The sequence below is a fragment of the Pseudomonas sp. 18175 genome, assembly GCF_050432925.1.
Lineage (GTDB): Bacteria > Pseudomonadota > Gammaproteobacteria > Pseudomonadales > Pseudomonadaceae > Aquipseudomonas.
Window position 1 is genome coordinate 62,087 of the sequence record NZ_JBKFTO010000002.1, and the last position, 24,932, is coordinate 87,018.

The following is a 24,932-nucleotide window of genomic DNA, read 5'->3' on the forward strand; positions in this document are numbered from 1 at the left end:
GATCAGCGCGTGAGGCGGCGCGCCTGCTGGCGTAGCGAGGCTTGCACGCGGTCACGTTGCTCGCGCAGGAAAAAGTGTTCGGCATCCAGCAGTTCCAGTTCGAAACCGTGCTGGGTATAGGCTTGCCAGCCGCGCATGAGCGGCGCGGGCACCAACTTGTCGCGCAGGCCGGCAAGGCCATGGATGGGGCAGGGCAGCGGCTCGCAAGCACTGCGCTGGTAGCCGGTAGCGACGCTGAAATCCGCCAGCAACGTACCTTTGATGCCCTGTAGCAAGGCCTCGGCCTGCATGACTTCACCGGGGGTGCCACCGAGCAGCGCGAGCACGGCGGGCAAGTCGGCGGCATCAAGGTCGGCAACCCGCAGTACCCGGCTCAAACGCGCGGTCAGCGGCAGGTCGGGCGGGGTTGTCGCGGTGAGCCACAGGGCTGCCGGTGGGCGTCCCTGCCGGGTGAGGGCCAGGGCCAGTTCATAGGCCAATTGGCCGCCCAGGCAGTGACCGTAGAGCGCATAGGGGCCGCTAAGATGCGGGACCAATTGCGCCAGGCCCCAGTGCACCCATTCATCCATGGAGCGCAACGGGCTGTCGCTGCGAAAACCTTCCCGGCCGGGCAATTGCACCGGGCAAAATTGCAGGTCTGTGGCCAGGTCCTGGGACCAGCCGCGAAACACCGAAGCGCCACCGCCGCCAAATGGGAAGGCGAACACCGGCAGTGGGCCGCTGGCGCTCGGGATGCCATAGGGGAAGACCGCGCTGGGCGGGTCGATACTGGCGCGATGGTTCAAGCGAGCGACGGCCGGGCGCAGTGGCGGTGCGCTCCAAGCGCGGGTCTGGCCAGGGGCTGTGGTGCGTTGCAGGTGCAGGGCCAGGTACCGCAGTTCACCGTTGGCCAGCGCGCGTTCAATCGCCTGGGTTTCGTCGCTGAACACGGCGCGCAGGAAGTGTGCTTCGCCTATTGGTCGTGAGCGTTCAGCCATCGCAGCGCCGACTCCTGGGCTCAGGTCCAGCTGTTGCTGGAGGCTGAAGCCTGCATCGGCGCCGTGTTGAATCAATAGCTCAGCCGTGGCGGGGCTCATCAAGTCCGCCATCACCAACAGGCCACCGGGTTTGAGCACGCGCGCCGCGCCCTTGAGAAAGTCCGACGGCGTATGCAGGCCTTCCAGTACTTCAACGGCCAGCAGCACATCCTGGGAATTGGGCGGCTGTGGCAGGCTGCACATGTCTGCCACTTGCCAGCGTGCCTTGATAGCGGCAAAGCGCCGACGGCAGGCTGCAATCTGTTCATGGCTCACATCCAGCCCGATGAGCCCGGCCGGGCGCCAGCGCTGTGCGATGGCCGCCAGGGCACCGCCGCGACCGCAACCGGCGTCGAGGATGTGCTTGCCGTCCAGCGCGATGCCATCGAGCACCGCCCACAGCAGCGCGGCTTGCGGCTTGCCACTGTTGGGCAGCAGGCCGTGACAGAGGAATTCAAGGCGCGCATCCAGGTCTGCGGCGGTGCTGAGCTCATCCAGCCGCGCGTAGACCAGTCGGGTCAATGCGGTACTGCTCATGCGTGGGCCTGCGCATGGCGGTAGAAGCGCGGCGCGAGGATCAGCCCGGCCAAGGCCAACACGCTGGTGATCGCAAAGGTCACGCCGTAGCCGACATGGTGCGTCACCACCCCGGCACTCAGGCCGAACACCACCGCGCAGAGCGCGTCGGTGCATTGGAACACGGAGTAATCGGTACCGGCCTGGGCGGGCGACGACCAATCCATCATCAGCGTATAGAGCACCACAAAGCCCATGGACATGCACAAGCAGAACGCCAGGAACACGCCGATCAGCAAGGGCTTGGCGTACCAACCCTGGGTCTCGACGGCAAGGTAGGCCAGTTGCAGCAGCAGATAGCAAACCAGGCTGGCCTTGAGCAGGGTGCCGCGCCCCACGCGATTGAGCAGGCTGCCGCCGAGGAACGCTCCGGCGATTCCCGCCAGGGCCACGCCACTGCTGGACAGCAGGCCTACCTGCATCACATCGAAGCCATGGTCGATCAGGTAGGTGAGCATGATTGCCGTGAACCAGCGCACCGACGCCTGGAACGCCACCACCGTGGCCATGCCCCAACGTACTGTCGGGCGGCGCCAGGCTGTGCGTACGCTGGGATGACGGGTGTCGGCCAAAGCCGCCGCCGGGGTCGATGGCAGCGCTCGCTTGCGCAGCCACAACGCGGGGATCGCACAGAGCAGCAACAGGCTGGCCATGTAGCCCATGCCGGCCATCCAGCCGCACTGATTGACCACCATGACCCACAACCCGCCGCCCAAAATGTAGCCCAGGTAGCTGCCGCCGATTTGCATGGTATTGCCCAGGCCGCGTTGGTCGCGGCTGAGGGTTTGCACGGCCATGCCGTCGGTGATGGTGTCTTGGGTCACCGTGACTAGCATCATCACCAACAGCAGGGTGAAGATCGCCGCCAGGGCGTCTTGGGGCGGCAGGAGGATCAGTGCAAGCATGCCGGCAACCAGGCTCAGTTGCAGGCGCCCGGCCCAGAGCAAGCGCGTGGACGGGCCGCTGCCGGTGATGCGGTCGGTGCGTGCGGCCCACAGGAACTTGATAGTGGTCGGCAAGAACAGCAGCGACAGCAAGCCGATCTTGTCCAGGCCAATGCCTTGGGCCCGCAGCAACACGGGCAAGCCTTCATGGGCCAGGCCGCTGACCAGGCCCTGGGTGGCGTAGAGCCCGCCCAGGGTGGTGAGCATGCCCGCCAGTTGCACCGGGCGCTGTGTGGCAGTGGGGGATGCAGTGGTCATGCTCGCCTCCATCAGTAGCTGAGGTTCAGGCGCAGCCCCACCAGGCGACTGTCACCCAGTTGATAGGCGGTGCCAAACGGCGCGCCGGCGTTGAAGGCGTAGACCGAGTACGCCTTGTTCGCGAGGTTGTCGGCGTAGAGGTCGGCGGAGAAGTTTTTATTCACTTGCCACGACAGGCCCAGGTCCAGCAGGGAATAACCGCCCTGGCTCAGGCTGTTGCCTTCGTCGAAGTAGGTCTTGCCGACGTAGGTCACACCCATATGCGGGATCAGTTGGCCGCCGTTGGGCAGGTCGAAGCTGTACTGCGCATTCAGGTTGGCGGTGCGGTTGGGGGCGTAGGGCAGGGTGTTGCCACTCAGGTCGGCGCTGGAACCGGTGGGGTCTTTGTAGTGGCGGAATTCGGAGTTGTTGACGGCCACACCGGCTTTGACTTGCAGGTGATCGGTCGGCATCCACTTGGCGTTGAGGCTGGCGCCTTTGGTTCGTGCATCGCCGACGTTTTGCAGGTATTGGCCCTGCACCGGACCGACCGAGAGCTGGTAGTCCTTGATCTTCAGCAAGTAGGCAGAACCGGCCAGTTCCAGGGTGTTGTCGAACAGGGCGGCTTTGAAACCGACCTCAAAGTTCTGGGCTTTTTGCGGCGAATAGTTGAAGTCGATGTTCTGCGGCGTAACGGCGCGGGTGAAACCACCGGCCTTGAAGCCGGTGCTGTACAGGGCATACGCCGACAGGTCATCGGTAAAACGGTAGTTGATCCCCAGTTTTGGCGAGGTGGAGCTGTCGCGCTTGTCGTTACTGCCGTCGATGGCGCCGAAGCGCGTATCGACGTCGGTGCGTTGCTGTTCGAAACGCAGGCCGGGCGTGATGTCGAGGCGGTCGGTGGCGTGCCAGGTCACTTCACCGTAGGCGGCGTAGGAGCGGATGTTTTGGTGCGACATGAGGTCGTACAGCGGGATTTCACGGTGGAACTGCAAATCTTCGGCATACAGGCCGGTGACGAAGTCGAACGCCTTGCCGTCTTCGCGTTTGGATGCCAGGCGCAGTTCCTGGGTCAGGGTGCGCTGGGTTTCCGGGGTATAGCTGCCGAATACGGTGCGGTCGTTGTCGCGGTCCTGGTAGCCGGTTAACGACGTCAGCAGCAGGTTGCCCAGGTCGTAATTGATGTGCAGGCCGTAGCTGTCGGTGGTCAGCTTGTAGTGGGATTCCACCGGCAGCACTTTGCGTTTGCTTTTGTCGGCCTCGACCGAGAAGTATTCGGCGTCGGAGTTTTCATTGTCGTGGGCCGCCGTGACCATCACGTCCAGCGGGCTGTCGCCGGGGGCGTAGCGCAGGCGGATGCGCGCATTGTTGTCTTCGTTGTCGCCCAGGCGCTTGCCGGTGTACATGTCTTCGAAGTCGCCGCGGTTGTTGACGGTGCCGACGGCCACATCGCCGAATAGCGCGTCATCCACCAACGGCCCGCTGGCCAACAGTTGCAGGCCACGGCCACGGCTATTGATGTCGGTGCTGGCTTCCAGGTGGGTTTGCTCATCGGGCTTGCGAGTGACCACATTGATCACGCCGCCGATGGTGCCACGGCCATAGAGCGTGCCTTGGGGGCCGTAGAGAATCTCTACTTGTTGCAAGTCTTGGGGCAGCATCTGCGAGAGCAGCGCCTGGTCCTGGGGCAGGCCGTCGACATACAGCTGCGCGGCGGGGTTGTAAAAGTCCGGCGACGACTGGCCACGGATGGTGAAGTTGGAAAAAGCCCGGCTGGAACGCTGGCGGATGTTCACGTCGGTAAACACGCGGTCGAGTTGATCGACACGACGCAAGCCGCGTGGCGTGAGGTCTTCGGGGGTGGCGACATCCACAGCGCCGGCAATCTCGTTGATTGTCTGGTCGCGCTTGGTGGCCGAGACCGTGATGGCCGGCAGGTTGAGTTCCTGCTCCGGTGCGTCTGCCGCGAAGGCCGGACTTGCCAGGGCAAAGGCCAATACCGAGAGCAACGCGGTATCGCTGACAGGACGCCAAGCGCAGGTTGGCAATGTGTTGCGCAAACGAGGAGAGCAAGAGTGGGTCATGGGAGTAGTCGCCGGACATTTTTAGTAATAAGAATTATTACCATTGCCGAATATGACGACTACCCCAAACGGGAAATTACGACCCTGTGCGGGAATAACTCTGCGTTCAGCGCAAGCTGTCCTTGATTTTGCTGGCTTTGAGGCTAGCGGGCGCCACGCCATGGCTACGGCGAAACGCAGCAGCAAACTGCCCGGGGTTGGAGTAGCCGACAAATTGACAGGCTTGCAGCACGCTGCTGTGGCCGCTTTCGATCAACGTGCGCGCGCGTTGCATGCGTACTTGGCGCAGGTAGCTGGCGATGGTTTGGCCGGTGACCACCTTGAACGCCGATTTCAAGTAGCACTCATTGAGACCGACCCGGCGTGCCAGGGAGGCAATCGAATGGTTGCTGGAAAACTCCTCCTGCAAGATGTCGCAGGCGTCGGCCACCGCCACGCGATGACGGTTAGGCATCACCTGTGGCGTGCGCCACGGCTCGTGACCGACCAGCGAGGCGACCATTTGCAGGGCGGCCGCTTCGATCTGCAAGCGCCCCACGGTGGTGTGCACCGGTGCTGTCAGCAGGGTGGCGGCGGTCACCAGGCCCATGGCGTGGCAGGCGTGGTCGGTGTTGAGCAGGATCTCGGCTTCGCTGGAATCTTCGATGCGCCGGGATTGGTCCTCGAACAGTTGCTCCAGCAGGCTCTCTGGCACGTCGATGGACACGCCGCTGAAATGCCCGACCATTTCACGCTTGAGCACCTGGGGATCGCGCGCGTGGCGCAGCATGACGCCGTTACCGCGATAGATGGTCGGCTTGCGTTGTTCGGGAATCTGCAGGTGCAGCTCGCCAGCGGTCATGATCTTGATGGTCAGGCAGCCGGGTTGTTGGGTGTAGCTGTCTTCGTAGGTCTGGGCGAAATCGTAGCGGCCGCGGGCGAGGGTGATGCCATGACCGATGCGGTAGATATCGGTCCAACCCTGGCCGAAACCAGGGGCGAGTTCAAAGCGCGAATAGTTGGCGATGCTGTCATCGGGCAGGGTGGCAGGCGCGCTCGTGTGATTAAAGGCGGGGGTCGACACAGGTATCTCCCAAATGCGTATAACCAGATGAATCAGGCCAGGCCTGACGCGTAAGGCCTTTAGAGTAAGCCTTTCCGTCAGCTTTTAAATAGTAACTATTCGCATTAAAAAATATTAGTGCTCGCTGCGTGCAGTGGCCATGGCTTGTAACGTCAGGCGATTCTGTTCGATCAGCACCTTGCGCACGGTCTCCATGCGTGCTTGATCAATGCTGTCCCAATTCAACGCACGCAGGATGGGCGTGCGCTTGGCGCGGAACACCATGCTTTGGCTGTTGAGGGCCAGCGTGCGGATGATGGTGGTTTCGTGATCGGCTGGCAGCCCGGTCAGGCGCCCAACGAGGGTGCGGGTCACCAGCGCCAGGCGCACGTTGAGGCCCTGGTCCATCAACGGTGCGGCGGCGGGTGGGCCCATGCCGGACTGCTCGATGGCGATGAAGCGGCGCCAGTTGTCGGTGTCGGGCTCATCCAGGATGAAGGAAATGAACCGACCCAGGATCGCCAGATACCGTTCGATCAGGGTCTGGTCATCGCACTGCGGGTTGGCCAGTGCGGTTTCAGCCGCCGATACCACGTCCCCCAGGTGCTCCCAAAGTTTGCTGAGGATGTGGTTGATACACGCCAGGTAAACCCCTTCCTTGTTGTCGAAATAGTACTGCAGGGCCGGCGCATTGACCCCCGCTGCACTGGCGATCTGGCGCGTCGAGGTGCTGTCGTAGCCCTGCTGGGCAAACTGTTCCACGGCCGCCTCGATGATCCGCAGGCGCGTCTCTTCACCGCGTTGATAGCCGCCTTCCTTTGCTGGTCGATGCCGTGCCATGGGAACCCTGAAAAATCGAATAGGGTTGGAAAATATATCACTTGACATAAATTGACCATCCCCGCATTTTTTACCGACTGGAATATTTTGAAACATTATTGGAGCGCGGCATGTCCGTCGACACCCCTATCGATCAACACGGGCGCCTTGAACCCGTGGCCCAAACCCCAGCAGTGGCCAGGCGCAAACCGCCACGAGCATTGATCATCCTGGGCCTGGTCGCGGTGCTGGCCGTCATCGCCTGGGGCGTGCATTGGTGGCTGTATGGGCGCTTTATCCAAAGCACTGATGACGCCTACTTGCAGGCCGACAGCATGACCGTCGCCCCCAAGGTCGGCGGCTATGTCGCGCAAGTGCTGGTGGGTGACAACCAGACCGTCACCGTCGGCCAACCGCTGGTGCGCCTCGACAGCCGCAAATACCAGGCGGCGCTGGACGAAGCCTTGGCTACCGTGAATTCGCGCCAAGCCGATGTGGCCCGGGCGGCTGCCGAACTGGTGGAGCAGGGCGCCAGCATCGCCCAGGTGCAAGCGCAACTCGACGGCGCGAATGCCGACCTGCGTCACGCTCAGTTGCAGGTCAAGCGCTATGGCCCGTTGGCGCGTTCCGGGGCGGAAACCGAGGAACGCCTGGCCGAGTTGAATAACCAATTGGCCCAGGCCAGCACCGGCCTGGCGGCGCACCAAGCGGCGCTGCGTGCGGCGCAAACCAAAGTCGGCACGTTGCAGGCGCAATTGCAGCAAACCCAGGCCCAGCTGGCCGTGGCCCAGGCCAGTGCGCGCCAGGCACAGCTTGATCTGGATGACACCACCGTGATCAGCACCTTGGACGGTCGCGTTGCCGACCGCAGTGTGCGGGTCGGCCAGTTCACTCAGCCCGGCACTCGTCTGCTGACGGTGGTGCCGGTGCAGGCCCTGTACTTGATGGCCAACTTCAAGGAAACCCAGATTCGCGACATGCGCGCTGGGCAACCGGTCACTGTGCACGTCGACGCCTTGTCCGGCCAACCCCTGCGGGGCCATATCGAAAGTCTGTCGCCCGGCACCGGTGCGCAATTTGCCTTGCTGCCCGCGCAGAACGCCACGGGCAACTTCACCAAGATCGTGCAACGGGTGCCGGTGCGCATCGTGCTCGACGACACCACGGCGGCCGGCGCCACCCTGATGCCGGGGCTGTCGGTGACCGTTGACGTAGACACCCACCGTGGCTGAGGCGCTGGCAACGACCGATTCAGCACCGCGCGAAGCAAATGCCTCCGTCACCGACTGGATCGCGGTGGCGGCCGGTGCCTTGGGGGCGTTGCTGGCGACCCTGGACATCTCCATCACCAACTCGGCGTTGCCGCAGATCCAAGGCCAGATCGGCGCCTCCGGCACGGAAGGCACGTGGATTTCCACCGGCTACCTGATGTCGGAAATCGTCATGATCCCCCTCGCCGCGTGGTTGACCCGGGTATTCGGGCTGCGGCGGTTCCTGATGGGCGTGGCGATCATGTTCACGCTGTTTTCGTTTGCGTGTGGCATGTCCACCAGCCTGATCGGCATGATCATTAGCCGCATCGGCCAAGGCTTTGCCGGCGGCGCGATGATCCCCACCGCACAAACCATCATCGGCACACGCTTGCCCAAGCATCAGATGGCTATCGGCATGTCGATGTTTGGCCTCACCGTGCTGCTCGGTCCGCTGCTCGGCCCGGTGCTCGGCGGCTGGTTGACCGAAAACATCAGCTGGCGCTGGTGCTTCTTTATCAACTTGCCCATCAGCCTGGCACTGGTGACTTTGCTCTGGACCGGCATTCGTCCAGAAAAGCCCGACCTGCACCAATTCATCAAGGCCGATTGGGTGGGCATCCTCGGCCTGACCCTGGGCCTGAGTGCGCTGACCGTGGTGCTTGAAGAAGGCCAGCGCGAACATTGGTTCGAGTCGAGCATGATCGTCGGCCTCAGCCTGCTCTGCGTGCTGGGGTTGTGCCTGGTGGCCTACGGGCAATTCACGGCGCAACGGCCCATCGTCAAGCTGAGCCTGATGCGCAACCCGCGCTACGCCAGTGTGATCCTCATCGTGTCTACCGTCGGCGCCGCCATTTATGGCGTGTCGTACTTACTGCCGCAGTTCCTCGGCACGATTTCCGGCTACAACGCCCAGCAGGCCGGTTCCATCATGCTGCTGTCGGGCATCCCGGCCTTTTTGTTGATGCCGATCCTACCGCGCCTGCTGCAGCGTTATGACAGTCGCTGGGTGGTGGGCATCGGCCTGGTGCTGTTTGTGCTCAGTTGCATGCTGAGCCTGAACCTGACCATCGACAGCGTTGGGCATGATTTCGACAACTCCCAGATCGTGCGGGGATTTGCGCAGATCCTAGCGATGATGCCGCTCAACCAGATCACCATGGCCGCCGTGCAACCCCATGAAAAAGGCGAGGCGGCGGGGTTGTACAACATGGCGCGCAACATTGGCGGGTCCATGGGCCTGGCGTTGACCGGGGTGTTGATTGACCGCCGCAACAGCTACCACGACGCGATGATTCGTGAATCGCTGACCGCCAACAGCCTGCAAGGCCAGGCGCATATGGCGGCGCAAAATGCCTCCTTCATGAGCCAGACCGGCGACCAGGCCCTGGCGCAGTTACAGTCGGTGGCTGAGCTGACCCGCAGCATCGCCCTGCAAGCCCAGGTGATGACCTTCAGTGACTGCTTTTATGTGCTGGGCATTGCCCTGGCGCTGTGTATCCCGTTGGCGCTGCTGCTGAAAAAACCACCCCTACCGCCGAGCCCCGCATGATGATCGATAAAACCTGCCTTTATCTCATGACCCTGGGCGTGCTCGCCGGCTGCACCGTTGGCCCGGACTACCACGGCGCACCGCCGGTGGCACAAGCCAGCATCGCCGCCGGGCGTTTTGCCCATGCCGACCCACGCTTGGCCAGCAGCCCGGCAGTGGCGCAGTGGTGGAAAAGCCTCGGTGATGTGCAGCTCAACCAATTGGTGGAGAGTGCGTTGCACGACAGCCCGGACCTGCTGGCCGCCCAAGCCCGCTTGCGCCAGGCACGTGCCGGCCTGCACAGCGAACAGGCAAGCAGCCAGCCCAAGCTCACAGCGAATGCAACCGCGATACGCATGCGCTCACCGGACCTATCACAATTCACCGGCAGTGACAGCGCAGGAGGGCGAGGGCCGCTGTCGTTGTACCTGAGCGACTTTGATGCGAGTTGGGAAGTCGACCTGTTTGGCGGCACCCGGCGCGCCATCGAGGCGGCGTCGTCCAGCGCGGATGCCTCCGCCGCAAGCCTGGCCGATGCCCAAGTGCAACTCGCCGCTGAAGTGGTGCAGGCCTACGTCAACCTGCGGGACCAGCAAACGCGCCTGGCGTTGGTGGACGCGTCCACCGAGCTGGAGCGGCAAGTGGTCGACCTGACCGAGCAACGTCGCAGCCAGGGCGTGGCCTCGCAGTTGCAGCTGGAGCAAGTCACCACCCAATGGCAAACCACCCGTGCCCAACGTTTGCCGTTGCAGGCGCAGGTGATTGAATCCCTCGACCAATTGGCCGTGCTGTGCGGCCGCGAGCCCGGCGCCTTGGACGCGCAACTGGGCCAACCTACTGGGTTGCCGAGTGTGCCGGCGAGCGTGCCAGTGGCCAACCCGGCGATACTGATCAAGGCGCGCCCCGACATCCGCATGGCGGAACGGCAGTTGGCCTCGAACAACGCCCTGGTCGGTGAAAAGACCGCTGACTGGTTCCCCAAACTGTCGTTGATCGGCGACCTGAGCTTCAGCGCCGCCGAGCCTTCGCACCTGGTGCGCAAGGACAACGCCACCTGGTTGCTGGTACCACGCCTGACGTGGAACGCCCTCGACTTCGGCCGCGTCGCCGCCGACGTGGACAGTGCCGAAGGCGCCGTCGACGAAGCCCGCGCACACTACCGCAGCGTAGTGCTCGGCGCGTTGCGCGATGCCGACGTGGCCCTGGCACGTTACGGCCACCAGCGTGAAAACGTAGTGCTACTGCGCGACATCGAAGCCTCCTCGGCCCGCGCCGCTAGCCTGACCCGCGAACGCTACGATGCAGGCACCGCCAGCACCCTGGACTGGCTGACCGCCGAACGCACACGCTTCGACGCCGAACAGAATCGCGTGAGCGGTGACAGTGAGTTGCTTAAGGACTTTGCTTCGCTGCACAAGGCGTTGGGCTTGGGGTGGCGGGGTTGAGTTCGCTAGATTTTCTGAAGTTCTGGAGCATTACATTTTTGATCGCGGGTATTGCACGATAACGTTCGTCATTTAAGGATTAGCCCCGACATTAATCCCAACTCACGCCGTCTGGCGGGAAAGTATCTTCGAGCCATTGCAGATTTCAATGTAGAACGCGTAGTGTTTTGCTCAGAACCGCTGACCAAGGACGCAGTTGTCCGCGGCTACCCTGAGCTTGTGAAAGTCGTATTGCCATCGATCGATGAATGGCTCATACACGACTCAGGCCCAAAACCTGAAATGTGCTAGGGGTGGATAGGCGAATGTATAAAACTACGCATATAAACATAGGGCTCGCGAGTGCGGTTGTTGTGAGTGTAATCACAGGCTGCACAGGGCCGGAATTTCGAAAGCTACAAGTCTTTTCTGTGCCCGCAGGGGCGACTATCCGTGAAGATGGGGAAGGCAGCGTACCACCTAAAGTTAGTTACCTTGAAGCGTTATATCGCTCGTCCAATCTAGAAAAAAACATGGCAAATGGGTGCTTTTTGCTTACGGGCTACACTGCAACTTGGCCCAGTGGCGCTAAAGCTTCAACAGGAACGATCCGGTGGTGCAATACGCAGTATCCACAAATGGCCGTGTATATTGATAGGCCGAAGGGCGCTCCAAATTTAGCACTGGACAATAAAACAAATGAAGAGCGTGAGGCTAGGCAAAAAATTGAGTATGAGCGACAGCAACAACAAAGGCTGGCAGAAATAGAAGCACGGTACGCAGGTTCAAACACTGGTATTGAACGATCCAATGAGAACGAAGAAGAAAGCGGGGATGAAGACATTGGTATGGCAGGAGCCCTTGGGGCGATTGCTACTACCTATTCCAATATTCAGGCATCCCAAAAAATCGGTAAAAACAATCGAGTGGCTGTGCCGTCAACTCAACAAGATAATCGTGCTTTTTCTTCATCGCAGGCCTTGGCGCGACAGCAGGCGTTGGCATCAAATCAGGCTTCCGGAACTGCACAGTTAACGAGCGCCAATAGCAATCGGGGGAATGCATCATTTGATTATGATGTTAGCCATTCCCAGTGTGTGACCTATGGACGACACCCGACACTTAAAGCTTATGCCCAATATAAAAATACTTGCCCTTATAGTGTCAGTGTGACGTATTGCAGTGTTTTAAAAAACGGTCGCGACAATTGTGCAAGTCGGATTTTTGGTAGTTTTCAACTGAAGCCTGGCGGCACCAATATCTCGGAAGGCTCAGACACGTCCGTTAAATATCTGGCTTGTAAACTGCCCTATCAAGCAATTGGTGCGAATGTAACGGTTTCCGGTGACCAGATGTCTGCCCCCTGTCAAAAAAACAAATAGCGCCATCTGTGGGACCTTGACTTACAGGTCGAGAGCCAATCATCCTTACAGTCACTGGGCATTCTGTACGGCGCAGCGGAGCTAGCCCGCTGCGTTCTCGCAAGTTGATTTCCAGTCAGAGAACACCGCACCACCAAGGTGGGCGATTAAAAAAAGCGCTCTAAACCATGCTGGACATTAATGGACTGAATCGAATGCATGTCTTCCTCGACACAAACATTTTTCACAACGACTGGCATTTAAAATTGTCATCCACTCGGCTATTGTTCCATTACTTAAATAATGAAGCATATCATCTCTTGCTTTCCGATTTAGTGGTAGAGGAAACAGAAAATCTGCACCGGCGAACTGCACAGGAAGCTGGCGTGGCGCTTCAAAAAAAATCCCACATTCTTAACGGGTTATTTCCGGACTTCAAACCTTCTGTACCAGACTTTGATGGGTTGGCGGAATACAGGCTTAAGCCTCTACTGGAAAAAAAAGTAGATTGGCTGTTAGCTGTTGAATATGAAAGCATCCCTCAATCAACCGTAGTAAAGAGAGCGATTTCGGCTCGGCGCCCCTTTAGAGAAAACGAAAAAGGCTATCGAGATACACTTATTTGGCTTTCCTTGCTCAACTACTTGAAAGAAAATAACATCGTTGGAGAGGTCGCTTTTATCAGTACCAACACCACAGACTTCATGGCGCCGGACAAGAAGGGTTTTCACCCTGATCTTTTAGAAGACATCCAAAGAGAAGGCCTATCCTGCGAGCTGGTTTACTTCGATTCCTTGGCAAACTTTCTGCAAAACAGGGTGGATTCTGAGGCGCATCTGATTGACGAATCCAAGGTCGAAGACTTGGTCGAAAGATACCTCGAAGATGAAAGTGTCAATGTGATGGAGAATTTGACGGAAACACAAATAATAGACTTGGAGGACCGTCTCTTTCGTACGTCTGGTGTTTTGTCTAATGCTTCACCTATCTCCGCAACCCTTATTGAGGGGATGGAGGACTTGTTTCTGGATTCAACTATAAAGCTGGATCACGACAATATATATGTTACGTGTACCTACAACTTGCGGATTGTTGAGCTTGCAGTGGATATTCCATTTAGTGACTACAAAATATATGAGGATCACATTTCGGCCAGTAGCGCGGTATTTGACGTAAGTATCTCGGCAAACATAGCAACCCTGAGGGCTATCGTGAGGCCCTACTTCAGCGCCAGTTTTACATTTAATACATTGAGCGATGACTACGAGGGGTTTTCAGTTGACGAGATAAAATACCGAGTGCCTCGTCATTCAAAAAAAAATCTTTTCCGAGCCATATATGGACTGACCAGCCTGAATACTGGCGAAAAAGACGCGTAGGGTTGCGATAGGATCGAGCACAGCGCTACCGTCCGTATCGGGTGGTGGCGATTGGGGTGAGGTTGGGCTTGAATGCTACGCTTATCCATACGGATCTGGAGGATGGCATGTGGAAAGGGCGAGTATGGCGAGTATTAGGGTTAGCTCTAGTGATCTCTGCCAACAGTGGTTGTGTCTCTTACACCGAAAAAGCAGCGCAAGGACTACCGGATTCTGACGTTGCGCGTATCGGCCTAACCGACAAGTCACTGTTCATTGCCACCGTTGATGGCCAGAAAACCAACTTCGCGATCGCCACCCAAACGCGATATCGACTAACTGCCGGTAGACATCGACTGGAGCTCAGGTATTGGGTGGGTACCACCGGCTCTTTGGAGCGCAAATTGCGCGACGTTAATCTTGTCGCTGGCCGCACCTACAAACTTACAACCGCCCCCAGTAACACTTGGTGGGACATCATCATTGTCGACACGAGTACGGGTGATCGGGTGGATGAGCGCGTTTCTTCCAACTAATCAGTCGGATGGCTATTTACTGTTCGCGCGTACTGCATCAGCTTTGAACTCTCTGATAGACCATTTCGCTCCAGTACCCATTCCCGCTGCGTTTCTGGCGTGTCCCCCCGGCCGCCTTCAGTTGCTTGGCGATCATTCGATTCATGAATCCATGACCCAGCAACAGCACAGGCTTTGCGCTAGCAAAGTGTTGAAGTTTTAGAGCTACCTCACCTTACGACTTAATCCAGGTGTTTTCCCCGTAATGCGCTTGAATGCACGACTGAACGCAGCTTGCGACGTATAGCCCAAACGCTGCGCTACCTCTTCAATCGGTAGCCTTTCCAGGGTCAGCCACTGGCTCGCAAGCCGCATCCGCAGTTCGGTGACATAGCGCAGCGGGGCCATGCCAATCGTTACCTGGAAGCGGTCCGCGAAGACCGAGCGTGAGGTATTGCAGTGCTCTGCCAACTGCGCAACGGTCCAGTCACGGCCCGGTTGCTGATGGAGCGCCAGCAGTGCGCCGGCCAGGCGTGGATCGCGCAAGGCGGCGACCAGGCCTGAGGCATTGCCGCAGGCGCACTCTACCCAGCCGCGAACGACCATGGCAGCCACCACGTCGGCCAAACGCGCGAGGATACCGGCGAAGCCGACACGTGCGGCGCTAACCTCACGCTCCATGGTGGTCAGGATCGGTACCAGACCGGGGTAACGCTGGCCGCCGGCATCAATCAGCATCAGGCCCGGCATCAGCCTGCCAAGGCCATGGATACTGCCCAGTTCAAACTCCATACAACCACTGAACAAAATAGTGCTCGGCGTGGGGCTCGCATCGGCTCCGGTCGCCACTGCGCTAACGGTCTCACCGAGCGGGGCGCCGTCTAATCGGTTGATGTCCAGGACAGGCGCGTCTGGATGTGAAAGCAGTTGGTGGGCCGCGCCATGGGAGATGAATACGGCGTTGCCGGCAGACAGCGCGTAGGTGGTGCCATCCTCCATTCGCAGCACCGCATTGCCGACGGCAATGAAGTGGAACCAGGCGTGCCCAGGTTTTTCCGTGAAGCCCAAACCAAACGCAGGGCCGGCCTGGATACGCCGGTATTCGACACCTCGCAGGCGCATGCCGCGCAATAGCTCGTTGATGAGGTCGGAGGAGAGAGCAAACTGATCAGCAGGCATCGTTCAGGTGTTTTGGTCAAAAACTAGAGATTTTCAATCATAGATCATCCACGGTCCGGCGCCTAGACTTCGGTTCGTTTCGATCCCATCCGTCATCAGGAACTAACCATGAACAATACGACGTCTCACCAAGGACGCCTCAAATCGTTGCGCGCGGCAGGTATCGGTAATGCGCTCGAATGGTTTGACTGGACCCTGTACGCAACCTTTTCGGTGTACCTGGCAAGCAACCTGTTCGACAAGACCGATGCGCGCTCGGCGATGCTCGCGACCCTGGCTGTGTTTGCGGGTGGCTTTGTCGCACGCCCTATCGGCGGATGGTTGTTTGGCCGTCTGAGCGACCGGCTGGGGCGTCGGACCATCATGGTACTTACCATGCTGATGCTTGCGATCAGCAGCCTGGGCATCGCGCTTATTCCTGACTACCAAAGCATCGGCCTGTATGCGTCGGCCGCGCTGCTGTTTTTCCGGCTGATGCAGGGGCTCGCCCATGGCGGCGAGACAGGGGTTTCCTACACCTACGTCGCCGAGATCGCCCCCAGCAAACACCGTGGCTTATGGTCGAGTTCGGTCTATGTGGGGGTGACGCTCGGGGTGATGGCGGCGACGGCCGTGGCGGCGACGCTCACCTGGCTGCTGGGCGCGCAGGCCATGGGCGACTACGGCTGGAGGATAGGCTTCGCGCTGGGTGGAGTGCTCGGTATTTACGCACTGTTCTTGCGGCGCGGTGCTCTTTTTAAGCTTTGCGCCGGAGAATCTTGCATGTTGAACAATAAAACGCTGGTTATTACCGGGGTGTCTTCCGGTATTGGTGAAGAAACCGCACGCATTGCCCGTGAGCAAGGTGCACAGGTGATTGGGGTGGACATCAACCCACCCAAGGTGGAGGTCGATCAGTTTATCCAGGCGGACCTTTCCTCTCAGGAGTCGATCGATGCCTTGCTCGCGCAACTGCCTCGGGGTATCGACGGCCTGGCAAATATCGCCGGTCTGCCGCCAACCCAAAACGCCGAGCGGGTGATCAAGGTCAACCTGGTGGGCCTTAAGTACCTGACCCTGAACCTGCTGCCCAAACTTGCGGATAACGCCTCTATCGTCAACCTGGCCTCCCTGGCCGGCGCAGGCTGGCCGGACGCCGTGGCGAGCATCAAGGCCGTTGAAAGCCTGAGCTTTGCCGATACAGCGGCTTTCTGTGAACAGCACGAGATTATTGGCCCGCGCAGCTATTTCTTCTCCAAGGAAGCCCTGATCGCCTGGACCCTGCAAAACCGTTGGACCTGGCGCGAGCGTGGGATCCGCGTGAACGCGGTCAGCCCAGGCCTGGTGGACACACCGATTCTCAAGGACTTCATCGAGACCCTCGGTGCCCGTGCCGAGGAAGACATGAAGACCATGGATCGTCCAGGCCGGGCCACGGACATCGCGCCCGTAGTGGCGTTTTTGCTTAGCGACGGCTCGCGCTGGATGCGCGGCACCAACCTGGCCGTGGACGGCGGTATGCACTCGCATATCCTCGCTTCTGCCCACGGCTTGTAACGCAAAAAGCAGCGTCTTGGCTGTTCGATTACCGAACACTCAAGGCGCTGTCGCCTAGGCAGTTGCGGCGGCGGATGGGACCATTGCGCCCATCCATCTTCACTGTTTGTCGCTCCCGTTGGGCACCACCCAAGGTGATCTGGTACCACTCCTGCCCGTTCTTATCGACGCCGAGAATGCCGATGTTGCCAATATGGTGGTGACCGCAGGCGTTCATGCAGCCTGAAATGTTCAGGCTGAAATCGCCGAGGTCGTACAGATAATCCAGGTCAGCGAAACGCGCTTGGATAGCCGCCGTGATCGGCAGCGAACGGGCGTTGGCCAAGGCGCAGAAATCACCGCCTGGGCAGGCGATGATATCGGTCAACAAACCGGCATTCGCGACGCCAAGACCCTGGTCATTGGCGAGTGTCCAGAGGGCGAGCAGATCAGTCTTGCGCACATCGGGCAGGATCAGGTTTTGCTCATGGGCAATGCGGATCTCGCCAAAGCCAAACCTATCGGCCCAGTCCGCGACGGCTTCCATCTGCGCGGCGCTGAGGTCGCCAGGCGGTGTTTCGGCACCGGGTTTGGTCGACAGCACGACGCTGACATAGCCAGGCACTTTATGCCCCTGGGTATTACGTGCGACCCAGCGGGCAAAGTCGGCCGAGGCCATTAACTGCGTGCCGAAACTCAGGGAGTCATCGGGCAATACTGCATAGTCCGGGCGAACAAACGCATCAGCGACACGCTGGTATTCGGCGTCGGTCAATTGCGCCGGGCCATCCCTGAGATGCTGCCATTCCTGCTCGACTTCCGCGGCAAAAGCGTCGATGCCCAAGGCCTTGACCAGGATCTTGATGCGCGCCTTGTACTTGTTATCTCGCCGACCGTGACGGTTATAGACCCGCAACACCGCCTCGACGTAGGACAACAAATGCTCCCACGGCAAGTCTTCGCGGATCTGCTGCGACAGAATCGGTGTGCGCCCGAGCCTACCACCGACCATTACACGCAAGCGTTTTTCGCCGACGGCGTTGGCATACAGGTACAGGCCGATGTCATGCATCATGATCGCTGCGCGGTCTTTTTCGGCGGAGCAAATGGCGATCTTGAATTTGCGCGGCAAGTACAAGAACTCGGGGTTGATGGTCGACCACTGCCGCAGGATCTCAGCCAAGGGTCGCGGGTCAATCAGCTCGTCATCGGCGACACCGGCAAAGGCTTCGGTGGTGATGTTGCGTACGCAGTTGCCCGAGGTCTGAATCGCGTGCATATCCACGTCGGCGAGGCGCTGGAGAATTTCCGGCACCTGGTGCAACTCAATCCAGTTGTACTGCAAATTCTGGCGCGTGGTGAAGTGGCCGTAGCCGCGATCAAAGTCGCGGGCAATATGGGCCAGGGTGCGCAATTGATGGGACGCGAGCGTGCCGTAGGGAATCGCGACCCGCAGCATGTAGGCATGCTTTTGCATGTACAGGCCGTTTTGCAGGCGCAACGGCAGGAATTCCTCCTCGGCCAGTTCGCCTGCTTGAAAGCGTTCCACTTGATCACGAAACTGCGCGACCCGCTCATGCACGACGGCACGGTCATATTCGTCGTATTGGTACATCGTCATAGGCCTCATCAGCGCCTGCCCTCTTTACGGGGCAGATTCGATGCCGGGCACTATCCTCCGATGCCATGCACTGAAACAGATTCACGTCATTGATAAAAAAGCAGATCAGATAAGCCGCGATGCTATTTATGCAGCAACTAATCTGATCTGTATGCAATAAGCAAATACAAATCTGTTATTAAAACGCGGGTATTGAGCGATCTAGCGCCCCTTGACCCGATAGCTCAATTGCGCCCGGGTCATCCCCAGCATTTGCGCGGCCACTGTGTAGTTGCCTTGGCTGCGCTGCATGGCCATAGGTATCTACACAATTTTGGGCGTCGCGCTGGGCCTATGGCAGCCTGGCGGTCGAGCGAGATTTACTGGGTGTAAACCGGTTCAAACTGTGGGAGCGGGCTTGCTCGCGAAGGCGGCCTATCAAACGACTGAGTTCTATCGGATTTACGCCGTTCAAATGTGGGAGCTGGCTTGCCTGCGATAGCTATTTTTCAGGCGCTACAGGGGTTTTGGTCGGAGTACATATCCGTTATTTAGGTGAAGGCTGATATAGGTTCCGCCCTTACGGCGGGTCACTTTGGAAAAGAGCCGGAATGCCGGCCCAGCCCAAAGTAACCAAAGGGCTCTTGCCCCACCACTCGGTGCCTCGCCTAGGCTCGGCATGCCCGAACGCAGGCTTGAATCCGTGGGCCGCCGCCACGCGCCATCCATGGCGCGGGGCGGCTAACCCGGCGTCCTGCCGGGTTACCCACGGATTCAAGCCTGCGTTCGGCCAGCGTGGTTGACGGGGCGCCTGAGATCAAGATCAAAAGCCAAATCAAAAGCCAGAGCCAGAGCCAGAGCCAGAGCCAGAGCCAGAGCCAGAGCTTGGGGCTTGGTCAGCCGGTTAGCACGCAGGCGGCTGGATTATTCTTCTTGGGCGAGATCATCACGGCGTTCCTGACGCTTGCCGCACCCGTAAGGCAAGGCCGCTGCGCTGGGCAAAGTGATCGGACCGTCATTCAGTGCCGAACAGATTCCAGGCGTGATCGAAACCGTGGTGCACACCTTTGCGGACTACCGCGAGATCGACGAGAACTTCATCGACACCTTTACGCGCATTGGTATTGAACCGTTCAAAGAGCGCGTGTACCCGACACGACAGGAGCCGGCAGCATGAATAACCTGCTCGCATGGGAGAACGATGCTGCCTGCCTGGCCCCCGATGATGCTTGGACGTTAATCCGTGAACCGGACGCCGAGTTGCCGCCGGGCCCGGTGATCCTGCCGCTGGTTCGCTGGCTGGCGCATCAGGCCACACAACCGCTGCACCGGATGAGCCTGCACGGCGTGTGGTTGGGCCCGGACGACGAGTTGGACGACTTTGCCCCCTGGCTCTACCTGGTGCCGATGATCGCTTTGGATTTTCCGAGCTTTCGCGATGGCCGCGCCTACAGCCAGGCCTACCTGTTGCGCACCCGCATGGGCTGGGAGGGCGAGCTGCGCGCGATTGGCGACGTACTGCGCGACCAGCTCAGCCATATGCGCCAATGCGGCTTCACCAGCTTTGCCATACGCGAAGACAAATCCGCTGTAGATGCTCTCAAGGGACTGAGCGGCATGAGCGTGCTGTATGGACGTTCCGTTATCGAGCCGCGGCCGTTGTTTCGCCGGCGCTGAGTCACTTTCTATTCGAGGTTGCCCATGTCCACGCTATCGGCGATTGACCTCGCCCGACTGCAATTTGCATTCACTGTATCGTTTCACATCATCTTTCCGGCGATCACCATTGGCCTGGCCAGTTTCCTGGCGGTGCTGGAAGGGCTGTGGCTCAAGAGCCGCGATGATACGTACCGTGATCTTTACCACTTCTGGTCAAAAATATTCGCGGTGAACTTCGGTATGGGCGTCGTCTCAGGCCTGGTCATGGCTTACGAGTTCGGCACCAATTGGAGTGGTTTCTCGCAGTTTGCCGGCTCGATTACCGGGCCGTTGTTGACCTATGAAGTGTTGACGGCGTTCTTCCTTGAGGCCGGCTTTCTGGGCGTCATGCTGTTTGGCTGGAACCGAGTGGGGCGGGGTCTGCACTTTTTCTCTACCTGTATGGTGGCGTTGGGCACGATAATTTCTACGTTCTGGATTTTGGCATCCAACAGTTGGATGCAGACACCGCAAGGCTACGAGATCGTCAATGGCCAAGTGGTGCCCACCGACTGGCTGGCGGTGATTTTCAACCCTTCGTTCCCCTACCGCTTGGCACATATGGCGACGGCGGCGTTTGTTGCCACCGCGTTCTTTGTCGGGGCCTCGGGCGCGTGGCATTTGCTGAAGAAACGCGATACCCCGGCGGTGCGTCGCATGCTTTCGATGGCCATGTGGATGGCGCTGGTCGTCGCGCCTTTGCAGGCGCTGATTGGCGATATGCACGGGCTGAATACGCTGGAGTACCAGCCGGCGAAACTGGCCGCCATCGAAGGCCATTGGGAAAACACCAATGACGAACCGACCCCGTTGATCCTGTTTGGCTGGCCGGATATGGCGGCGGAGAAAACCCGCTTCAGTGTTGAGGTTCCCTACCTGGGTAGCTTGATCCTGACCCACAGCCTTGACCGTCAGATACCCGCACTCAAGTCGTTTGCGCCCGAAGACAGGCCCAATTCGACCATCGTGTTCTGGTCGTTCCGCATCATGGCGGGGCTGGGCATGCTGATGATCGCGCTGGGGTTGTGGAGCGTGTGCCTGCGCAAGCGCGGCACGCTGTACCAGTGCCGGCCGTTCCTGTACCTAGCGCTGTTTATGGGGCCCTCGGGGCTGATCGCGATGCTCGCGGGCTGGATCACCACCGAAGTCGGCCGCCAGCCCTGGGTTGTGTATGGGGTGATGCGCACGGCTGACGCAGCCTCGCGACATTCGGTGGAACAACTGACGTTCACCCTGGTGATGTTCGTGGTGGTGTACTTCGCGCTGTTTGGCACGGGCATCGGCTACATGATGCGCCTGGTGCGCAAGGGGCCGCAGCCTCACGCGGTACATTCGCTAGCGGGTGGCCCAGGCCAAACCCGTACACCGGCGCGGCCGCTTTCGGCTGCTGACGAGGAGAATTGACTGATGGGTATCGACCTGCCGCTGATTTGGGCAATCATCATTATTTTTGGGGTGATGATGTATGTGGTCATGGACGGCTTCGACCTGGGCATCGGGATTCTTTTCCCATTTGTACCCGCCGAGCGCGACCGTGACGTGATGATGAACACCGTTGCGCCTGTATGGGATGGCAATGAAACCTGGTTGGTATTGGGTGGCGCCGCGTTGTTTGGGGCGTTTCCGTTGGCCTATGCGGTGGTGCTCTCAGCGCTGTACCTGCCACTGGTGCTGATGCTGGTCGGCTTGATCTTCCGAGGTGTGGCGTTCGAGTTTCGCTTCAAGGCGAGCAAGGCTAAACAGCATCTTTGGGACAGGGCGTTTATCGGTGGCTCGCTGGTGGCGACCTTCTTTCAGGGCGTCGCTCTGGGGGCATTTATCGACGGCTTCCGCGTGGTTGATCGTGCCTATGCCGGTGGTGCGTTCGATTGGCTGACAGCATTCAGCCTGTTCTGCGGCGTGGGTCTGGTGGTGGCCTATGCATTGCTGGGCTGCACCTGGCTGATCATGAAGACCGAGGGCCGGTTGCAGGATCAAATGCACCGCTTGGCCCGGCCCTTGGCGCTGGTGCTGTTGGCGGTGTTGGTGGTGGTGAGTATCTGGACGCCACTGGCCCACAGCGACATCGCGGCGCGCTGGTTCAGCCTGCCGAATATGGTGTGGTTTTTGCCCGTGCCTGTATTGGTCGCAGTGGTGCTGTTCTACCTACTGCGCACCGTGGCGAACGGCGCGCATTACGCACCGTTCCTGCTGACGCTGGCCTTGGTATTCCTTGGTTACAGCGGATTGGGTATCAGCTTGTGGCCCAACATTATCCCGCCGTCAATCTCGATCATTGAGGCATCCTCACCGCCACAGAGTCAGGGTTTCATGTTGGTGGGGGCGTTGTTCATCCTGCCGTTTATCCTTGGCTATACGTTCTGGAGCTACTACGTGTTCCGCGGTAAGGTGCGCGCCGAAGACGGCTACCACTAGCCTGTACGCAATACCCGACTCACCGATGCCCAGGAAAACCGCATGAATGATGCAGCAGAGCAAGGCCACGGCGACCTCAAGCGCAGCTTGTCGAACCGCCATATCCAACTGATCGCCCTGGGCGGCGCCATTGGCACCGGCCTGTTCATGGGCTCTGGCAAAAGCATCAGCTTGGCGGGGCCTTCGATTCTGTTTGTGTACATGATCATTGGCGTCATGCTGTTTTTCGTCATGCGGGCGATGGGCGAGTTGCTGCTGTCCAACCTTGAGTACAAGTCGTTCATCGACTTCGCGACGGACTTGCTGGGACCCTGGGCCGGCTTTTTCACCGGCTGGACCTACTGGCTGTGCTGGGTAGTAACCGGCATTGCCGATGTGATTGCGGTATCAGCCTACGCGCAATTCTGGTTCCCAAATGTACCGCAGTGGCTGCCGGCGTTGTTATGCGTCGGGCTGCTGCTGTCGCTCAACCTGATCACCGTCAAACTGTTTGGCGAAATCGAGTTTTGGTTTGCCATGATCAAGCTGGTAGCCATTGCTGGCTTGGTGGGTGTGGGTGTGTATTTGCTGATGAGTCCAGCTACGTTCAGTGGCAGCCAGGCGCGGCTGGATAACTTGTGGAACGATGGTGGGATGTTTCCCCATGGCTGGATGGGCTTTTTTGCGGGGTTCCAGATATCGATCTTTGCTTTTGTCGGCATCGAACTGGTCGGCACTGCGGCGGCCGAAACCCATAATCCCCGAGTGACGCTACCGCGCGCAATTAACTCGATTCCGGTGCGCATCATCATTTTCTATGTGCTCGCGCTGGCGACCATCATGGTGGTGACACCCTGGCGCGATGTGGTGGCGGACAAGAGCCCGTTTGTTGAGTTGTTTTTGATTGCTGGTCTGCCGGCTGCGGCGGCCTGGATCAACTTTGTGGTGCTGTCCTCGGCGGCTTCATCGGCCAACAGTGGTGTGTTTTCCACCAGCCGTATGCTTTTCGGGCTGGCGCTGGAGGGTGACGCGCCGCGTGCCTTTCAGCGTTTGTCCAAGCGGGCGGTGCCGTCCAATGGCTTGTTGTTTTCTTGCGCCTGCCTGCTGCTGGGGGCCATGCTGATTTACCTGATTCCTAATCTGATGCAGGCATTCACCTTGATCACTACGCTGTCCGCGCTGCTGTTCATGTTTGTCTGGTCGATCATCCTGTTGTCTTACCTGGCTTATCGAAAGTCGCGCCCAACCTTGCACCTGGCATCGGGCTATAAGATGCCGGGTGGCAGGTTGATGTGCTGGGTCACCCTGGCTTTTTTTGCCGGTGTGCTGGTGTTGCTCACGCTCAAGGAGGACACGCGCCAGGCGTTGTACCTGGCGCCGGGGTGGTTTGTGCTGTTGGGAGTGGCGTACCGCGTGCTGGTCATTCGCCGGGACCTGGATCGGCGTGGGTAACGTGTCTCAGGATCGAGCGCTGCCAGTCTGATTGTTCCAGTTCACCGAATCGATCAGCAGCGCACGCACCCATTGCTGGCCTGGATCGTGTTGCGTGCGCTCATGCCAGGCCACTGTCTTACTAAACCCAGGGATTTCAAGTGGGGGCTCAAACACTGCCAGACCTTCAGCTTGCAATGCCAGGCGCCGTGGCACGACGGCGATCAGGTCACTGCTGCGCAAAATGTCGGGCAGCACCAGGAAGCTGTTTACCGAGACCGTCACCCGTCGTGACTTGCCGGTGCGGGCCAGTGCCTGGTCGGTCACCCCGTGGAACGCGCCACCGGAGGGCGAAACCAGCGCATGGTCGAGGGCGCAGAAGCGCTCCAGCGTCAGGGGTTTGCCCGCTGCATCTGGATGATCCGCACGCATCACGCAAACATAGCGCTCCTCAAACAACGCCGCTGCATGCAGGCCCGGCGCAGTGCTGTCCGGGGTGATGAGGGCCAAGTCGATTTCACCGCGCTCCAGTTGGCTGGGGAGTAGCTGCGTATCCAGCGATTGCACGGCCACGCGGATATTCGGCGCCTGGACGCGCAGGGCGGTTAGGAAAGGCACGACCACAGCGCGCAATGCGTAGTCGGTCGAGGCAATCGAAATCGTCATGTCCGCCGTCGTCGGGCTGAAGGCGTGCGGTCGTAGCAGGTGTTCAATATCGCCAAGCAGTTGCTTGACCGGCGCGGCCAATTGTTCCGCACGCAGGGTTGGCACCATGCCGCGTTGGGCGCGCACGAACAGCGGATCATCAAAACTTTCCCGCAGGCGCGTGAGCATGCCGCTCACGGCCGGCTGGGTCAGCGACAGGCGCTCGGCGGCGCGGGTGACGCTGCGTTCGTCGAGCAGGGCATTGAGGGTTTTGAGCAAGTTGAAGTCGAGGTGTCTGATATCAGGATTCATG

The 24,932-nt window shown here is 59.5% G+C and carries 18 protein-coding genes and 4 pseudogenes; 12 read left to right on the forward strand and 10 right to left on the reverse strand.

Translation table 11 applies throughout. The features are described from left to right. Positions 1-2: 2 nt before the first annotated feature. The 5 genes from ACLD1Y_RS03335 to ACLD1Y_RS03355 form a co-directional block, all read right to left on the reverse strand. A complete protein-coding gene (locus ACLD1Y_RS03335) occupies positions 3-1,553 on the reverse strand; it encodes a thioesterase domain-containing protein (protein ID WP_429475446.1) in 1,551 nt (516 codons plus the stop codon). Further along, on the reverse strand, positions 1,550-2,794 hold the full coding sequence (locus ACLD1Y_RS03340) for an MFS transporter (RefSeq protein ID WP_429475448.1): 1,245 nt from the start codon (positions 2,792-2,794) through the stop codon (positions 1,550-1,552). The genes ACLD1Y_RS03335 and ACLD1Y_RS03340 overlap by 4 nt, the downstream gene beginning before the upstream one ends. 11 nt (positions 2,795-2,805) lie before the next feature. Further along, on the reverse strand, positions 2,806-4,857 hold the full coding sequence (locus ACLD1Y_RS03345; RefSeq protein ID WP_429475450.1) for a TonB-dependent receptor: 2,052 nt from the start codon (positions 4,855-4,857) through the stop codon (positions 2,806-2,808). A 106-nt stretch (positions 4,858-4,963) separates the two neighbouring features. Beyond that, positions 4,964-5,920, reverse strand: coding sequence for a helix-turn-helix transcriptional regulator (locus tag ACLD1Y_RS03350; RefSeq protein ID WP_429475451.1), 957 nt, complete (start codon positions 5,918-5,920; stop codon positions 4,964-4,966). A gap of 114 nt (positions 5,921-6,034) precedes the next feature. Next, positions 6,035-6,739: a CerR family C-terminal domain-containing protein gene (locus tag ACLD1Y_RS03355; RefSeq protein ID WP_429475453.1), complete on the reverse strand. Its 705-nt coding sequence runs from the start codon at positions 6,737-6,739 to the stop codon at positions 6,035-6,037. Positions 6,740-6,849: 110 nt separating this feature from the next. Here ACLD1Y_RS03355 and ACLD1Y_RS03360 point away from each other — a divergent pair, with 110 nt between their 5' ends. From ACLD1Y_RS03360 to ACLD1Y_RS03385, 6 genes are all read left to right on the forward strand, one after another. Beyond that, positions 6,850-7,950, forward strand: coding sequence for an HlyD family secretion protein (locus ACLD1Y_RS03360; protein WP_429475455.1), 1,101 nt, complete (start codon positions 6,850-6,852; stop codon positions 7,948-7,950). Next, positions 7,943-9,520, forward strand: coding sequence for a DHA2 family efflux MFS transporter permease subunit (locus tag ACLD1Y_RS03365; RefSeq protein ID WP_429475457.1), 1,578 nt, complete (start codon positions 7,943-7,945; stop codon positions 9,518-9,520). The genes ACLD1Y_RS03360 and ACLD1Y_RS03365 overlap by 8 nt, the downstream gene beginning before the upstream one ends. Further along, entirely contained in the window at positions 9,520-10,944 is a 1,425-nt protein-coding gene (locus tag ACLD1Y_RS03370) for an efflux transporter outer membrane subunit (RefSeq protein ID WP_429475996.1), read from the forward strand. Before ACLD1Y_RS03365 ends, ACLD1Y_RS03370 begins: the two co-directional genes overlap by 1 nt. Before the next feature lie 305 nt (positions 10,945-11,249). Continuing rightward, positions 11,250-12,305: a hypothetical protein gene (locus tag ACLD1Y_RS03375; RefSeq protein WP_429475458.1), complete on the forward strand. Its 1,056-nt coding sequence runs from the start codon at positions 11,250-11,252 to the stop codon at positions 12,303-12,305. A 167-nt stretch (positions 12,306-12,472) separates the two neighbouring features. Continuing rightward, the gene (locus ACLD1Y_RS03380) at positions 12,473-13,663 is read left to right on the forward strand and encodes a PIN domain-containing protein (protein ID WP_429475460.1); all 1,191 of its coding nucleotides are present in this window, start codon (positions 12,473-12,475) and stop codon (positions 13,661-13,663) included. A 107-nt stretch (positions 13,664-13,770) separates the two neighbouring features. Continuing rightward, the gene (locus ACLD1Y_RS03385) at positions 13,771-14,178 is read left to right on the forward strand and encodes a hypothetical protein (RefSeq protein ID WP_429475462.1); all 408 of its coding nucleotides are present in this window, start codon (positions 13,771-13,773) and stop codon (positions 14,176-14,178) included. A gap of 37 nt (positions 14,179-14,215) precedes the next feature. Here the strand turns inward: ACLD1Y_RS03385 and ACLD1Y_RS03390 are convergent. Both ACLD1Y_RS03390 and ACLD1Y_RS03395 read right to left on the reverse strand, forming a co-directional pair. Continuing rightward, a pseudogene (locus tag ACLD1Y_RS03390) lies at positions 14,216-14,383 on the reverse strand (histidine phosphatase family protein); the annotation flags it as partial. Further along, positions 14,383-15,336 carry an AraC family transcriptional regulator gene (locus tag ACLD1Y_RS03395; RefSeq protein WP_429475464.1) on the reverse strand — a complete coding sequence of 318 codons (954 nt, stop codon included), beginning with the start codon at positions 15,334-15,336 and terminating at the stop codon, positions 14,383-14,385. The pseudogene ACLD1Y_RS03390 and the gene ACLD1Y_RS03395, both read right to left, overlap by 1 nt. A 108-nt stretch (positions 15,337-15,444) precedes the next feature. Between ACLD1Y_RS03395 and ACLD1Y_RS03400 the strand changes: the two genes are divergently transcribed. Then, on the forward strand, positions 15,445-16,872 hold the full coding sequence (locus tag ACLD1Y_RS03400) for a coniferyl-alcohol dehydrogenase (RefSeq protein WP_429475466.1): 1,428 nt from the start codon (positions 15,445-15,447) through the stop codon (positions 16,870-16,872). 118 nt (positions 16,873-16,990) lie between these two features. On the opposite strand, the pseudogene ACLD1Y_RS03405 reads toward ACLD1Y_RS03400, so the two are convergent. After that, a pseudogene (locus ACLD1Y_RS03405) lies at positions 16,991-18,466 on the reverse strand (nitrite/sulfite reductase); the annotation flags it as partial. A 207-nt stretch (positions 18,467-18,673) separates the two neighbouring features. After that, positions 18,674-18,775, reverse strand: a pseudogene (locus tag ACLD1Y_RS03410) (helix-turn-helix domain-containing protein); the annotation flags it as partial. Between the two features lie 655 nt (positions 18,776-19,430). Between ACLD1Y_RS03410 and ACLD1Y_RS03415 the strand changes: the two are divergent. From ACLD1Y_RS03415 to cycA, 5 genes and pseudogenes are all read left to right on the forward strand, one after another. Continuing rightward, positions 19,431-19,628 (forward strand): annotated as a pseudogene (locus ACLD1Y_RS03415) (nitrite/sulfite reductase); the annotation flags it as partial. Next, entirely contained in the window at positions 19,625-20,128 is a 504-nt protein-coding gene (locus ACLD1Y_RS03420; protein ID WP_429475468.1) for a DUF934 domain-containing protein, read from the forward strand. The pseudogene ACLD1Y_RS03415 and the gene ACLD1Y_RS03420, both read left to right, overlap by 4 nt. 24 nt (positions 20,129-20,152) lie before the next feature. Beyond that, a complete protein-coding gene (locus ACLD1Y_RS03425) occupies positions 20,153-21,553 on the forward strand; it encodes a cytochrome ubiquinol oxidase subunit I (RefSeq protein WP_429475470.1) in 1,401 nt (466 codons plus the stop codon). Between the two features lie 3 nt (positions 21,554-21,556). After that, on the forward strand, positions 21,557-22,564 hold the full coding sequence (cydB, locus tag ACLD1Y_RS03430) for a cytochrome d ubiquinol oxidase subunit II (RefSeq protein WP_429475472.1): 1,008 nt from the start codon (positions 21,557-21,559) through the stop codon (positions 22,562-22,564). Between the two features lie 42 nt (positions 22,565-22,606). Beyond that, a complete protein-coding gene (cycA, locus tag ACLD1Y_RS03435) occupies positions 22,607-23,995 on the forward strand; it encodes a D-serine/D-alanine/glycine transporter (protein ID WP_429475473.1) in 1,389 nt (462 codons plus the stop codon). A gap of 6 nt (positions 23,996-24,001) precedes the next feature. Here cycA and ACLD1Y_RS03440 read toward each other — a convergent pair whose 3' ends face one another. Continuing rightward, positions 24,002-24,931 (reverse strand): LysR family transcriptional regulator, encoded by a 930-nt coding sequence (locus ACLD1Y_RS03440; RefSeq protein ID WP_429475475.1) that lies wholly within the window; start codon positions 24,929-24,931, stop codon positions 24,002-24,004. Position 24,932 lies beyond the last annotated feature (1 nt).